This window comes from Rhodanobacteraceae bacterium (assembly GCA_024234055.1).
Lineage (GTDB): Bacteria > Pseudomonadota > Gammaproteobacteria > Xanthomonadales > SZUA-5 > JADKFD01.
Map to the genome: position 1 here is coordinate 643,775 of JACKOW010000002.1, position 14,685 is coordinate 658,459.

General features: G+C 65.1%; 8 protein-coding genes. 6 read left to right on the forward strand and 2 right to left on the reverse strand.

Annotation, left to right across the window (positions count from 1 at the left end; translation table 11 throughout):
• Positions 1–340 precede the first annotated feature (340 nt).
• From recC to H7A19_06860, 4 genes are all read left to right on the forward strand, one after another.
• Positions 341–3,700: an exodeoxyribonuclease V subunit gamma gene (gene recC / locus H7A19_06845; protein MCP5474545.1), complete on the forward strand. Its 3,360-nt coding sequence runs from the start codon at positions 341–343 to the stop codon at positions 3,698–3,700.
• On the forward strand, positions 3,697–7,218 hold the full coding sequence (gene recB, locus H7A19_06850; GenBank protein MCP5474546.1) for an exodeoxyribonuclease V subunit beta: 3,522 nt from the start codon (positions 3,697–3,699) through the stop codon (positions 7,216–7,218). The genes recC and recB overlap by 4 nt, the downstream gene beginning before the upstream one ends.
• Entirely contained in the window at positions 7,215–8,930 is a 1,716-nt protein-coding gene (gene recD, locus H7A19_06855; protein MCP5474547.1) for an exodeoxyribonuclease V subunit alpha, read from the forward strand. Before recB ends, recD begins: the two co-directional genes overlap by 4 nt.
• A 275-nt stretch (positions 8,931–9,205) precedes the next feature.
• A complete protein-coding gene (locus H7A19_06860) occupies positions 9,206–10,729 on the forward strand; it encodes an aminotransferase class V-fold PLP-dependent enzyme (protein ID MCP5474548.1) in 1,524 nt (507 codons plus the stop codon).
• A 263-nt stretch (positions 10,730–10,992) separates the two neighbouring features.
• On the opposite strand, the gene H7A19_06865 is transcribed toward H7A19_06860, so the two are convergent.
• On the reverse strand, positions 10,993–12,984 hold the full coding sequence (locus H7A19_06865) for an SDR family oxidoreductase (GenBank protein MCP5474549.1): 1,992 nt from the start codon (positions 12,982–12,984) through the stop codon (positions 10,993–10,995).
• Between the two features lie 203 nt (positions 12,985–13,187).
• Between H7A19_06865 and H7A19_06870 the strand changes: the two genes are divergently transcribed.
• Complete coding sequence (locus H7A19_06870) at positions 13,188–13,451, forward strand: acyl-CoA-binding protein (GenBank protein ID MCP5474550.1); 264 nt, start codon at positions 13,188–13,190, stop codon at positions 13,449–13,451.
• A 22-nt stretch (positions 13,452–13,473) separates the two neighbouring features.
• Positions 13,474–14,112 carry a TetR/AcrR family transcriptional regulator gene (locus H7A19_06875; protein ID MCP5474551.1) on the forward strand — a complete coding sequence of 213 codons (639 nt, stop codon included), beginning with the start codon at positions 13,474–13,476 and terminating at the stop codon, positions 14,110–14,112.
• 55 nt (positions 14,113–14,167) lie between these two features.
• Here H7A19_06875 and H7A19_06880 read toward each other — a convergent pair whose 3' ends face one another.
• Positions 14,168–14,611: a phasin family protein gene (locus H7A19_06880; GenBank protein ID MCP5474552.1), complete on the reverse strand. Its 444-nt coding sequence runs from the start codon at positions 14,609–14,611 to the stop codon at positions 14,168–14,170.
• Positions 14,612–14,685 lie beyond the last annotated feature (74 nt).

Sequence of the window (14,685 nt, forward strand, 5' to 3'; positions counted from 1 at the left end):
CGCGCGTCCCTCCTCAAGCGGCCCGCATTGTGTAGCCCGAAGTGCGCGCAGCGCTCGCCGGGCGGTGACGCGAGAAGCCCCGCTGAGCCGCTGCGCGGCACAACAGGCTACCGCAATGACCATCTCGTCAGGGCATACCCCTGACCTGAACGCTCTCCTTCCCGTTCTTTCTGCTTTTCCTTCGCGTCCTTTGCGTCCTGCATTCTTGGCAGGAGCTCGCCGCAGCCAACGGTTTTCGCGACGGACCAGCACATGTCGCCCCGCGGAACACACCCCGCTTCAGATCACCCCGCGGGCACGCTAGAGTGACTATCGGTCCCACCAGCGCTCTGCTACCCAGATGCTTCAGGTCTTCCGCAGCAGCCGTATCGAGCGCCTGGCCGAGATTCTGGCGGTCAAGCTGCAGCGCTTGCGGCCGCGCTCGGTGCTGTCGCCACAGACCTTGATCGTGGGCCATCTGGGCATGAAACGCTGGCTGACCCAGCGACTGGCCGAGCATCAATTGCCCGGCTTGCCGCGCATCGCCGCCAATCTGCAGATGCTGCTGCCCAGCGAATGGCTGGATCAGCTGGCGCAGCGGGTGCTCGGAACCGAGGCCATCGCCATCGCCCCCTACCGCCGCCCGGCACTGCGCTGGCGCATCTACCAGTTGCTGCCGCAGCTGGATTGCGCTGAAGTGGCACGCTATCTGGAGGGCGAAGAGGCGCCGCGCCGACGCTTCCAGCTGGCCGATCGGCTGGCCGGACTGTACGGCCAGTATCTGGTGTACCGCCGCGACTGGCTGCTTGCCTGGGAGCGGCGGCAGCGCAGCCCGGTGGCCGATCACTGGCAAGGCCAGTTGTGGCGGCAGCTGGTGGCGGAGATTGGCCTCAGTCACCGCGGCCAGCGCATGGGCGAGCTTGGCGAGCAGCTGCGCAATCTGCCCAGCGACCCGGAAGAACCGGCGCTGCACGTGTTCGGCGTCAGCCATCTGCCGCCCGACGCGCTGATGGCGCTGCAACAGCTGGGACAGAGGCAGATCGTGCAACTGTACTTTCCCGATCCCTGCCGCGAACTCTGGGAGGATCTGCGCTCGCGCGCCGAGGTCTACCGCAGCGAACTGGCGGGTGGCGCCTTCCTCGACATCGGCCATCCGCTGCTGGCGGCATTGGGGCGCATGGGACAGCACTTCACGCTGCTGCTGAATGCGCTCGACAGTGCCCAGGACGACCGTGACCAGGCCGATCTGGACCTGCAGGCGCCGCTGCCGACGCGGGCCGCGCTGCTGCAGCGGTTGCAGCACAGCCTGCGCTGTCTGCGGCCCGAGTGGGTGGCGGCAGATGTGGATCTGGCCGCCGCACTCGACGATGCCAGCCTGCAGGTGCACCAATGCCACACCCGGTTGCGCGAACTCGAGGTACTCAAGGACGCCCTGCTCGACCGGCTGGCCGCAGACCCTACGCTGAACCCCCGCGAGATCGTGGTCATGGCGCCGAACATGGCCCTGTACGCGCCGCTGTTGCCCGTGATCTTCGGCGAACCGGGGCGCGGCGACAGTGCCCTGCCCTGGTATCTGGCCGATGTCGCACTGGCGCGCAGCCATCCCTTGCTGCAGGCCTTTCGCGAACTGCTGGATCTGCCGGCGCAGCGCATCAGCCGGTCGCAGGTGCTGGCCTTGCTGGCACTGCCGGCCGTGGCGCGGCGCCTGGGCCTGGACCAGAGCCGCCATCAGGCGCTGGCGCGTTGGCTCGATCGGGTTCAGGTGGCCTGGGGCCTGGATGGGTCCATGAAGGCCGATTTCGGCGCGGCCCCGGTGGATCAGAACAGCTTTGCCTTCGGCATTGACCGCATGGCTGCCGGCCTGCTGGTCGGCCATGAAGATCCGGATTGGCTGCTGCAGGACCAGTTCCTGCCGGCCGACCCGGTGCACGGTCCGGATGCGGCTTGCCTCGGCGCCCTGTCGGCGCTGATCGACATTCTGCAGGACTGGCGCAGCCACAGCCGGCAACTGCTGCCGGCCACGCGCTGGATCGAGTTGCTGCAGCGCTGGATGCTGGCCCTGTTCGAGGGCGATCCCGACGATGCCGACGAGGCCGAGGCCCTGCGCGCGCTGGACAAGCTGGTCGCGGGCATCACCCGCGAATGCGCCCAGGCCAACGCCGATCCCGAGATCGACTGGCCAGTGCTGCGCGACCTCCTCAAGACCGGCCTCGACGGCATCCCCGAACGTCAGGCCTTCCTGGCTGGCGGCATCAGCTTCTGCGGCATGGTGCCGCAACGGGCAATCCCCTTCCGCGTGGTCGCGCTGCTGGGGCTCAATGACGGCGAATATCCACGGCCGCGGACGGACACCGGGCTGGATCTGATGCAGCAGCATCCGCGCCTGGGGGATCGCGACAACCGCATGGATGACCGCTATCTGTTCCTGGAAGCGCTGATGAGCGCGCGCGATGCGCTGCACCTCAGCTACCTGGCCGAAGGCCCGCAGGATGGCAAGCCCCGCAATCCGGCATTGCCACTGGCAGAGTTGCTGGGTTTTCTTGACCAGCAACATGCCGCTGAGCTGCGTGACGACCAAGGCCACCGGCCCTGGTGCGTGCGCCATCCCTTGCAACCCTTCGATGGCCGTTACTTCAGCGCCGACGGCGATCCTCGGCTGTTTTCCTACTCCAGCGAGTACGCCGCGGCGAGCCGCGCCGATGGCGTCGGCAACTGGCGCTTCATCGACGGGCCCGGGGCACTGCCGGCCACCGATTCCGGCGCGCAGATCGAACTGAATGCCATCTGCAGCTACTACGCCCGCCCGAGCGAATGGTTGTGCCGTCACGCGCTAGGCTTGTCGCGCGAGGCGCTGGAGCAGGACGCCTCGGAAGACCAGGAAGCGCTGACACCGGCCTTGGCACGCTTTGACCGCAGCGGCATCGACCTGTTCTGGCATGCCTTGCAACAGGGATGGAACGAGATACCGACGCAGCCACCGCGACATCTGCTGCACGCCGGCCAACTGGCGGCCGGTGCGGTGGGCGCCAAGGCCTTCGAGGAGCTTCGCGACTCGGCGCAGGCCCTGCTGGCCGCGGCACGCAGCCTGCCACCTTTCCACAATGCGAAGCCGGTGGCGCTGACACGGACCATGGATCTGGCCGTGGGTCAGCACCGGCTGGTCGGCACCATCGGCCCGCTGCATGCGCACGGATCGGACTGCTGGCTGCTGCAGGTTCACAGTGGCAGCCAAGTCCATTTCGGGCAGCTGCTGCCGCTGTACCTGCGATGGGCGGCGCTGAGCCTGAGTGACCCACATACCCGCTACCACTGTGCGCTGCTGCATCGCGACAACAAGGTCGGTGCGGTGCTGCACGGGCTCACCGAGTTCGATGCCGATCCGCTCTCGCTTCAGAAGAGCTTGGGATTGTTGCTCGACACCTTTGGCGCCGCCAGCGAGCGCAGCGGACAATACTTCGCCCGCACCAGCTACGAGTATGCGCAAGCCTTGCGGGAGCATCCGAATGACCCCGATCTAGCCCTGGCGCAGGCCCGCAAGGCATGGCTGGGGGCTTTTGCCAGCACCGGTGAATCCGGCTACGCGCCCGGCTACAACACTCTGCTCGGCGGCAACGCCGACTTCCTGGAGGCCGGCACCGAGGCCCATCGTCGCTTTGCCGAGCTGGCGCTGGCCTTGCGGTGTCTGCTCGATCCGCCGACCCGTCGCGGGGCAGCGGCATGAGCGCCCCCCGCGAACTCGATTGGCGCTCGCTCGATCTCGCCGGCACCACGCTGATCGAGGCCAGCGCCGGTACCGGCAAGACCTACAACATCGCCTTGCTCTATCTGCGCCTGCTGCTGGAGCGCCAATTGGGCGTCCGCCAGATTCTGGTGACCACCTTCACCGATGCCGCAGCGCAGGAACTCAAGGCCCGTATCCGCACCCGCCTGCTGGATGCCGAGCGAGCGTTGGGTGGCGCCGAGGCCGATGCCGAACTCCGTGCCTGGCTGGCCGATCTGGCCATGGCGCAGCCCAAGGCCCTGCTGCAGGCACGGCTGCGGCTGGCGCTGTCCGAGATCGATCTGGCGCCGATCTCCACCATCCACAGCTTCTGCCGCCGGGTGCTCACCGACTTCCCCTTCGACACCGGCGTGCCTTTCAACCTCGGCGAACTGGTCGATGAGACTGCGCTGCTGCGCGAGTGCGTGGAGGATTTCTGGCGCGGACGATTCCTGGTCGAACAGCCCGATCCCTGGGAAATGGCGATGGTGCTCGATGGCGGGCCGGCCAAGCTGATGGCGCGGGTGCGAGCACTGCTCAGCGCTGAACCGGAGGCCATTCTGGCCTCCGATACCGATCGTTTGCGCCATTGGTGGCAGGCCTTCTGCGCCCAGGATCACAGCGCCTTGCGGGCCACGGTCGATGACAGCGGGGCCTTCAAGAATGTCGCCCGTTCGCGACTGCGACGCGCGCTGCACAGCCTGCTGGAAGCCGTCGACCATGCCGATCCGGGTCGCGCGGCGTGGTCCGACCTGCACGATGTATTGCAGGCCGACAAACTCTGGGGACAGTGGAAACAGAGCAACACGCTCCCCTTCGAGCAACGTCCGGAACTGAAGACGCTGGCGCAGGCTCAAGCGCTGTTCGAACGGGTCGAACAGCGCGTCAATCAGGCCACCGCCCTGGCCTGTGCCGCTTTTGTACGCGGCCAGATCCGTCACCGGCTGCAGGTCCGAGGGCAGATCACCTACACGACCCTGATCGAGGAAGTCCATGGTCGCTTGCACAGTGCGCGCGGCGAGGCTCTGGCGGAGCGCCTGGCCGAAGCCTGGCCGGCGGCCCTGATCGACGAGTTCCAGGACACCGATGCCCGCCAGTGGCAGATCTTCCAGACATTGGCGAAGGCCCCGGCGGCGCAAACGCTGATCCTGATCGGCGATCCCAAACAGGCCATCTATGCCTTTCGCGGTGGCGATATCCACGCCTATCTGTCTGCCCGCGAGGCGCTGCCACCGGAACGGGTTCATTCGATCCGCCACAACTTCCGTTCCCATCCGGCGCTGCTGCGCGCGCTCAACGAGCTTTACCGATTGGCGGGAGACGATGCCTTCGGCGGCGGCCAGATCAGCTATGTGCCGGTGCTGCCGGGCGAGCCTGGGCGTTGGCATGACTCCAAGGACAGCACGGCGCTGCATCTGCGGCTGGTGACGCCGCCCGGAAAGAACCTGGACGATCGCGATGACGCGATTCTGGAAGCCTGCGCTGACGACATCGCCCACCTGCTCAACCGCGCCGACCTGCAGATCGATGGCCAGCCGATCGAGCCTGGTCATGTCGCCGTACTGCTCAGCACCAATCGGCAGATCAGCGATCTGCGCGCTCGTCTGATCGAGCGCCGGGTGCCGGTGGTCGGCAGCGGCAAGACCAGCGTGCTCGACACGCCCTGGGCCGATGATCTGCAGCTGCTGCTGCATGCGCTGCTGAACGCCAACGACGACTACGCCGTACGTGGGGCGCTGGCAACGCGCCTGCTGGGATTCGATGCCAGCCAGCTCGCTGCCATGGCGCATTCGCCGTCGCTGTGGGAAACACAGCTGGCACGTTTCGGCGACTGGCGCCAGCTCTGGGATCGACGCGGCATTCTGGCCGTCATCGAATCGATCGTGCTGCAGCAGGCGCCGCGGCTGCTGGCTGCCGCCGACGGCGAGCGCGCCCTGACCGATCTGCGCCATCTCGGGGAAGTTCTGCAAGCTGCCGCGGCCGAGTGCTACGGGCCGGAGGAACTCTATGCCTGGCTGATCGCAACCCGTTCTGAAGGTCTGACCGAAGAAGACGCCAGCCGAGAGCTGCAGCTGCGCATCGAGAGCGAGGCCAGGCGGGTGCAACTGCTCACCCTGCACGCCAGCAAGGGTCTGGAGTTCCCAGTGGTTTTCGTGCCCATGGCCTGGCGCCATCGCAAGATCCCGAGTGTAGACTGGGCCGTCTTCCACGACGGCGAGCATCGGCGCCGACTCGATCTGGGCAGCGCCAACTTCACCGCCCACAAGCTGATCGAAGCCGAAGAGGACATGCAGGAAAGCCTGCGGCGCCTGTATGTGGCCTTGACCCGGGCCAAGTACCGTTGCCAGATCTACGCCTGTGCAGATGTGGCGCCCAGCGCCGAGTCCGCGCGGCCAGGAAGGGGCGAGCTGGACATCCTGCTGGGGGCGGCGCTGGCCCGCGCCAGCGCCAGGCACGACGGCGTACCCTGGGAAGCACTGACGCAAGAGGTTCCGGGCCTGGCCCTGAGCTTCGAGGCGGATGCGCCTGCCGAATACACGCAAGCACCAGCGAGCGATCAGGTTCGTCAGGCCAGAACGCCCAGCCGCGTCCCGCGACCGCGCTTTGGCCTGCACAGCTTTTCCTCGCTGACCCAGTACGGCGCCAGCAGCACCAGGGACAACACGCGTGGCGCCGAGGACGAGATCACGCTACCAGGCGAGGCTGTGCCCGTGCCGGATGCAGGCCCTGCGCACCCGCTGCTGCAGGCGCTGTCGGGGCTCAAGGGCCCGCGTTTCGGCGATGCCATGCATCAGTTGTTGGAAGAAGATGCCGGCAAGCTCCGCTTTGCCCAGCAGATCGAGCGCATCGAAGCCGCATTGCAGGCACAAGGCGTGCGCCTAGACCCGGCGCAGGCTTCTGCACAGCTGAGGGCCATCGCGGCCATGCTCGACCGCTGCCTGCAGTCCGAACTGGCACCGGGCCTGAAGCTGGGGCGTCTGCCGGCGCACAAGCGCCGACCCGAATTCGAATTCGCCTTCGCTCTCGATGCAGCCCGCTGGGGTCGGCTCGGCGCGCTGCTGCAGGCACATGGATTGGGGGACTGGTGGCCGCCCGCCGATGATGGCCGGGTGCTGCGTGGTTTGATGAAGGGCTACATCGATCTGCTGTTCGAATGGAAGGGCCGCTTCCATGTGCTCGACTACAAGAGCAACTGGCTGGGCGACAGCCTGAACGACTATCAGCCCGAGCGACTGGAAGCCAGCATGCGCGAGCATCGCTACGGCCTGCAGGCGCTGGTCTACAGTGTGGCCCTGCATCGTTATCTGGGACAGCGCATCGACGACTACCGGTCCGAGGACCATCTGGGCGAGAGCTGGTATCTGTTCCTGCGCGCGATCGGCCTCGGCCCCGGTGCCGGCCTGTGGCGCCGATCCTTCCCGGTGGCGCTGATCGAGGCTCTGGATGCGCTGTTCGACGGCGCCGAGGTGCAGCCATGAACACCGCCGAACGCGTCGGTGCGCTGGATGCCGCCATGCAGCGCTGGGCGCTGAAACGCTCGGGGTCGGCCGTGCTGGCCCGGGCCATCGGGCTGGCGGTCGCGGCCGAGGCCGATGGCCATGCCTGCGTGCGCCTCGGCGCCGACGGCGATTTCCGTGAATTGGCGATCCACCCCTGGGTCGGCGACGGCAGCGAACTCAAGCCCTGCGTGCTGACCGCGGCCGGCGATTTCTTCCTCTGGCGCAACTGGCGGCACGAGCAGCGGATTGCCGCCGAAGTTTCGGCACGCATCAGTGCAGCGCAGACCGTCGACAGCAGGGCGCTGCAGGCGGATCTGGATCTGCTGTTCGCCGGCATGAATCCGGTGCACGCCGGCGGCCAGCGCCAGGCTGTGCAATCGGCCATGGGCAAGAAGCTGTTCGTGCTCAGCGGTGGGCCGGGCACCGGCAAGACCAGCACCGTGCTGCGCCTGCTGCTGATGCTGCAACGGCACGGCGGGCACCAGGGCGAGATCCGCATGGCCCTGGCGGCGCCCACCGGTAAGGCCGCGCAGCGGCTCTCGCAGGCGCTGCGCGAGGGCAAGCAGGCACTGGCAGCCAGTCTGGCTGATCGCGGCCAGGGCTGGACCGAAGCCTTGTCAGCCATTCCGGAAAGCGCCCAGACCCTGCATCGATTGCTCGGCTTCCAGCCGCAGCTCGACCGTTTCCGTTTCGATCGCGATCAGCGCCTGCCGCATCAGATCGTGGTCATCGACGAGGCCTCGATGGTGGATCTGGCGCTGATGCGCGCCAGTTTCGACGCGTTGGCCGACAACGCAACGCTGATCCTGATCGGTGATCCGGATCAGCTGGTATCGGTGTCGGCCGGATCGGTTCTGGCCGATCTGGTCAAGGCCGCCGCTGCCGATCCGGCACTCGGCGGCCATCACGCCGAGCTACGCCATGTCTGGCGTGCGGGCGGCACTCTGGCCCGGATTTACGCCGCGATCCGTCGCGGCGCGGCCGGCGAAGTGCACGCGCTGCTCGCGGCCGACGCCGAGCAACACTGGTTTCCCACCGATGATCCCGCCGCGCTGGCGCGGCAGCTTCAGCGCTGGCTGGCGCGACCGGAGTGGCCGGCACTGCAGACGCAGCTGTCGCGCACCGCCAGCGATCCGCACCAGGCTTTCGCCGCCCTGCGCCAGCTGCAACTGCTCTGTGCACTGCGCTCCGGACGCTATGGTGCCAGCGAACTCAATGTCTGGATCGATGCCCAGCGACGCCAGCAACTCGGTGGCGCGCTATGGTATCCGGGCCGGCCGGTGCTGATCCGCCACAATGATTACGGCCGCCGCCTCTACAACGGTGATATCGGCCTGACGCTGCCCATCGGCGGCGAATTGCGGGTGTGCTTCGAGAGCCTGGATGCCGACGGCGCACGGAGTCTGCGCATGCTCTCACCCCGTGAGTTGCCCGAGCATGATCTGGCCTACGCGCTGACCGTCCATCAGGCCCAGGGCTCCGAGTACGACCACGTCGCCGTGCTCTTGCCCCCCGACGCCAGCAGTCAAATCCTGTCACGACAACTGCTCTACACCGGCGTCTCCCGCGCCCGGCGCAGCGTCGAGATCTGGAGCAGCGCAGCCAGTCTGCAGGCAGCGCTCGACCAGGTGAGCCTGCGCGCCGGCGGCTTGCGTGAGCGACTGACGCAGGCGCAGGACAGCCCGCCGTAGGAGCGCCCCGGCGGCGCGACCGCTGTAGGAGCGCCCTTGCGGCGCGACCGCTGTCGACGTCTTGCGACAGGATGATCGCGACTCAAGGGCGCGCCTACGCTTGAACTCTCGGTGGGTCAATCCGCTTCCCGCACTCCGCCGGAAGAGCGTCCAGACAAGTCTGGACCTGCAACAGCACGACACCAACCCGAAGCACAGCCCCATGCTCCGCGGGGTATCATGGCGGCCTCTGTGAATGTGCCCCTAGGGCCGTTCGACACTGCATCGAGAATGCCATGTCTGCCGTACGTCCGCTGCCGCCGCAATCCCATGAATCGATCTGTCTGGAGGACTGGTTTGCGCCTTTCCGCCAGCACACCGTTGGTATCGACCAGCGCTTCGACAGTCCTTTCGGCAGTCAGCGCATCGTCTACGCCGACTGGATCGCCAGCGGTCGTTTGTATGGGCCCATCGAGGATCTGCTGCACCACCAGATCGGCCCTTTCGTCGGCAACACCCACACCGAGACCTCGGAAACCGGCACCACGATGACGCGCGCCTATCACCGCGCTTTCGACATCATCAAGCGCCACGTCAATGCCTGCAAGGACGACGCCGTGGTCTCCTACGGTTCGGGCATGACTGCGGTGGTCAACAAGTTCCAGCGCATCCTCGGCCTGCGCGTGCACGAGAACTATCTGGCGCAGATCCGTCCGCCCTGCGGCGAGCGGCCGATCGTGTTCGTGACCCATATGGAGCACCATTCCAACCAGACCTCCTGGCTGGAAACCATCTGCGAAGTGCGGGTGATCCCGGCCACCGCCGATGGCCTGGTTGACCTGGCCGGCCTGGATCAGTTGCTGATCGAATACGCCGACCGCAAGATCAAGATCGCCAGCATCACCAGCTGCTCCAACGTCACCGGCATCATCACGCCCTATCACGACATCGCCGAACGCATGCACCGCGCCGGCGGCCTGTGCTTCGTCGATTTCGCCGCGAGCGCGCCCTACATCCAGATCGACATGCACCCGCCCGGGCGACCGGATGCGGGCCTCGATGCGATCTTCTTTTCGCCGCACAAATTCCTCGGCGGCCCCGGCACCAGCGGCATCCTGATCTTCAACAAGCGCCTCTATCGCAATCGTGTGCCCGACAACCCCGGCGGCGGTACGGTGGATTGGACCAACCCCTGGGGCGAGCACAAGTACGTGGACGATGTGGAAGCCCGCGAGGACGGTGGCACGCCCGGCTTTCTGCAGGCCATCCGCACGGCGTTGGCCATCCAGTTGAAGGACGCAATGGGCGTGCCGAACATCCTGGCGCGCGAAGCAGAACTGCTGGATCTGATCTGGCCACAACTGCTGGCCATCCCCAATGTGCGGGTGCTGGCCGCGAATCAGCGCCAGCGCATCGGCTGCATTTCCTTCTACATCGATGACTTGCATTACAACCTGGCGGTCAAGCTGCTGAACGACCGCTATGGCATCCAGGTGCGCGGCGGCTGTTCCTGTGCCGGCACCTACGGCCACTACCTGCTGCAGGTCTCGCACGAGCATTCCAAGTCGATCACCGACCAGATCAGCTGCGGCATCCTCAGCGACAAACCGGGCTGGGTGCGGCTGTCGCTGCACCCGACCATGACCAACGCCGAAGCCCAGTACATCGTCGATGCGATCCGCACCCTGGCCGAGAATCACAATGCCTGGGCCAAGGATTACAGCTACTGCGGCCGCAGCAACGAATTCGCCCACATCAGCGCCTGCGAACAGAAATCCGTCGACGCCCGGATCGACGGCTGGTTCAGCACCCTCCGCTGAAGGGCGCTGAAGCGGGAATCCAGTCGCAGCGCACCAAGATGAAGCCGCCCGATGCGGCCGTCGGCTTCGCCAAACGCTTTCAAGTCCGCGTGGTCTTTTTCTCGAACAACACGTTCGGCGCATCCTTGCTTTCTGGACGCTGTTCTTCGCGTTCTCGCTGCTTTTCCCTCGCGTACTCTGTGTCCAGCTCTCGGCCACGATCTGCTCACGAAAAAGGCGCCCCTGAAGGCGCCCTTTCCGTGCCAGCGATACTGCTCAGCGGGCTACCAATGCACGCCGCGCATCAGCGAGGCGAAGGCCACCTGCTCGCTTGACGGCGGCGCTTCCTGACCACCCTTCACGCCCTTGGCAGCCGCGGAGTCCGGGAACAGCTGGAAGGCGGTGTTGAGCACCACCTGGTAGACCTTCGGTGCCATCAGGTGCAGCATTTCCGCGAAAATGCCCATGCGTGTCGCCAAACGGTGCGGGCGTTCGATGATGCCGCGCACCACCATGTCGCCGGCCTCGTCCGGAGTCAGCGTGGGCACGTTGTCGTAGATCTTGGTGGGGCCGATCATCGGCGTCTTCACCAAGGGCATGTTGATGATGGTGAAGTGGATGTTCTTGTCCGAGAACTCACTGGCGGCGCAGCGTGAGAAGGCATCGAGCGCGGCCTTGCTGGCCACATAGGCCGAGAACCGCGGCGCGTTGGTCAGCACACCGATCGAGCTGATGTTGATCACATGCCCCTTGCGGCGCTCGGTCATGCCCGGCAGGAAACCCATCACCAGACGCAGCGACCCGAAATAGTTCAGCTGCATGGTGCGCTCGAAGTCGTGGAAGCGATCGTAGGACAGTTCGATCGAGCGCCGGATCGATCGGCCGGCATTGTTGACCAATACATCCACCGCGCCATGTTCGGCCGTGACCTTCTTGACCAAGTCATCGGCCGAAGCCAAGTCAGCCAGATCCACCTGGTAAATGAACACCTTGGCGTTCTTGGTCTCGGCCTCGATCTCGGCCTTGGCCTTCTCCAGATCCTCCAGTCCACGGGCGCAGATCAGGGTACGGGCGCCGGCGGCTGCGACCTTCTTGGCCGTCGCCAGACCGATACCCGAGGATCCGCCGGTGATCAGGACCACCTTGTCCTTGACCCGGCTGGACAGCGAGCGATCGACAAACAGGTCCGGATCGAGGTGACGCTCCCAGTAGTCCCACAGGCGCCAGGCGTAGGTATCGAGATCAGGGACCTTGATCCCGGTACCCTTGAGCGCGCGCTCGGTTTCACGACTGTCGAAGCGGGTCGGATAGTTGAAGAACTTGAGGACATCGGCCGGAATGTTCAGGCTCTTGAGCACGTGCCCCATGATCCGGCGCACCGGCGGCAACATCCCGATCGCTCCGCGGATGGACGCCGGGATGATCTGGAAGATGCGCGCGTCGATGCGCATGGTCATCTCCGGCGCATGTCCGGCATAGGCGAAGCTGTTCAGCACCTCGCCGACCCGGCGCGGCGCCGGATCAGTCAGATGAAAGCAGCCGCCGTCGAAGCCTTTTTCATGGGCGATGTGGTCCATGGCGTTGACCACGAAATCCACCGGCACCAGATTGATGCGCCCGCCTTCCATGCCCAGCAAGGGCATCCACGGCGGCAACAGCTCGCGCATGCGCTTGAGCAGCGTGAAGAAGTAATAGGGACCATCGATCTTGTCGATCTCACCGGTCTGCGAATGGCCGACGACCATGCCCGGCCTGTAGATCCGGAAGGGGCGCTTGCACTCCTTGCGGACGATGCCTTCCGAATCATGCTTGGTGCGGAAATAGGGATGATCGAGGTTCTCCGCCTCGTCGAACATATCCTCGCGGAATACACCCGAATACAGGCCCGCGGCGGCAATCGAACTGACGTGATGGAAGCAGCCCGCCCCCAGCGCGTCGGCCAACTGCACCGCATTGCGGGTGCCGTCGATATTCGCCGCCTGCTGCGACTCGGCGCTGGCTGACAGGTCATAGATGGCCGCCAGATGGAAGAAGTGCTTGATCTTGCCCTTGAGCTGCGATTGCGCCTGGGCACTCAGGCCGAGCTTGGCCTTGGTCAGATCACCGGTGACGGCTACCAGACGATCGCCGGCTTCCGGATACCTGGCCTGCAAGGCCTCGAACTTCTCCTTGGAGCCGCGCCGGACCAGCACATGAATCGTGCCCTTGCGCTTGAGCAGATTCCCGATCAGGAATCGCCCCAGAAAGCCGGTGGCGCCCGTAACGAAGTAAGTCATGCCTGTTCCTCCCCCGAAGTTTTCGAGATTTGGGCCGCCGCGGAACCGGCGGATTGCCGCCTAAGATAACCAGCCTGAAGCCGAGCCGCTAGCAACTCGAACGTGATACTTGTACAGAGGGGCTGCAGGAACACTTGCGATTCCTGATCGTCGGAACGATAGTGGCGACCGGGATTGACCAACAATTTCTGGGGGAAACACAGATGTCAGACATCGAAAGCCAGTTTCAAGCCGCCACCGAAGCCGCCAAGCAGTTGCCGGAACGTCCCGACAACGACACCATGCTGAAGCTCTACAGCCACTTCAAGCAGGCAACAGAGGGCGATGTCTCGGGCCCGAAGCCCGGTTTCTTCGACTTCGTGGGTACTGCCAAGTACGAAGCCTGGGAGAAACTCAAGGGTCTTACCCATGACGAGGCAAAGCAGAAGTACATCGACCTGGTCAAACGCCTCGGCGGAAACTTCTGAGGTCGATGTGAGCCCTGAACCGGTGCCAGTCAAGACGCGTGATCGGATCCTGGCCAAGAGCCTGGAGATGTTCAACGCGCAGGGTGAGCCCAACGTCACCACCAATCACATCGCCGACGAGCTCGAGATCAGTCCGGGGAATTTGTACTATCACTTCCGCAACAAGGACGACATCATCGAGCAACTGTTCGCGCGCTTCGAGGAGCGTATTGGTGATGCCTTGCTGGTGCCGGAGGGGCGAACTCCCAACCTCGAAGACATGTGGCTGCAGATGCACCTGGTGTTCGAGTGCATCTGGGACTATCGCTTCGTCTACCGTGATCTGGTCGATCTGCTCACCCGCAGCCGCAAGCTGAAGATGCATTTCTCGCGCATCCTCAAGCGCGCACACGAGAGCATTTCCACGGTCTGCACGGAAATGGTCAAGGCCGGAACGATGCTGGCCAGTCAGCGCGAAATCGAGGCGATTTCGCAGAACACCGTGGTGCTGACCACTTTCTGGCTCAATTTCCAGCAGATCAAACCGGCGACCAGTGCCAAATCGGAGGTCGATCTGGGCCGCGGGATCTATCAGGTGATGGTGTTGATCGCGCCCTATCTGAAGTCGGCCGAGCGGGCGCATCTCACGCGTCTGGCCGATCAGTATCTGGGCAGCAACTAAAACACGAAGGGCCGGATCGCTCCGGCCCTTCGGCGACATCAGACCACTGCCTTGATCAGGCAGCCTTGGCTTCGCCGGTCTTGCGCGCAGCCTGCAGCGCCTTGACCTGCTTGTTGAGCTCGGCCACACGGCGCGACAGCTCCTTGACGTCAGCCTTGGACGGCACGCCCAGACGACCCAGCACGCGGGTCACCTGACCGCCGACCACGGTTTCGACCTGGCTCAGATTGGCGGCAGCGCGCTGCTGCACCTTGCCGATCACGCCTTCGACCTGCTGGCGAACGTCTGCAACCTTGCCTTCGGCCAGCTTCAACGCGCGACCGCGCAGCTCCTGGCCCTGCTCCAGCAGATTGCCGACGAAGCTGGCACCCTGCTTGCGGGTGATCGACACTGCGCCAATCGACGCCAGCAGCAGATCACGCGCGTTGTCGCGCACTTCGTTGACTTCGCGCTTGGCCTTGCGCACCACTTTCTTGCCGGCGAGCTTTTTCGTAGCCATGGTAAAACTCCTCATTGATGGAAACTGAGCGCCACATCACTCGCGCTTGACAGTCAAAGTAAGCCCTGCACATA

Excerpts from the sequence above, each read along its gene's own strand:
- recC (MCP5474545.1), top strand. The coding sequence starts at position 341 with ATGCTTCAGGTCTTCCGCAGCAGCCGTATCGAGCGCCTGGCCGAGATT.
- recB (MCP5474546.1), top strand. The coding sequence starts at position 3,697 with ATGAGCGCCCCCCGCGAACTCGATTGGCGCTCGCTCGATCTCGCCGGC.
- recD (MCP5474547.1), top strand. The coding sequence starts at position 7,215 with ATGAACACCGCCGAACGCGTCGGTGCGCTGGATGCCGCCATGCAGCGC.
- H7A19_06860 (MCP5474548.1), top strand. The coding sequence starts at position 9,206 with ATGTCTGCCGTACGTCCGCTGCCGCCGCAATCCCATGAATCGATCTGT.
- H7A19_06865 (MCP5474549.1), bottom strand. The coding sequence starts at position 12,984 with ATGACTTACTTCGTTACGGGCGCCACCGGCTTTCTGGGGCGATTCCTG.
- H7A19_06870 (MCP5474550.1), top strand. The coding sequence starts at position 13,188 with ATGTCAGACATCGAAAGCCAGTTTCAAGCCGCCACCGAAGCCGCCAAG.
- H7A19_06880 (MCP5474552.1), bottom strand. The coding sequence starts at position 14,611 with ATGGCTACGAAAAAGCTCGCCGGCAAGAAAGTGGTGCGCAAGGCCAAG.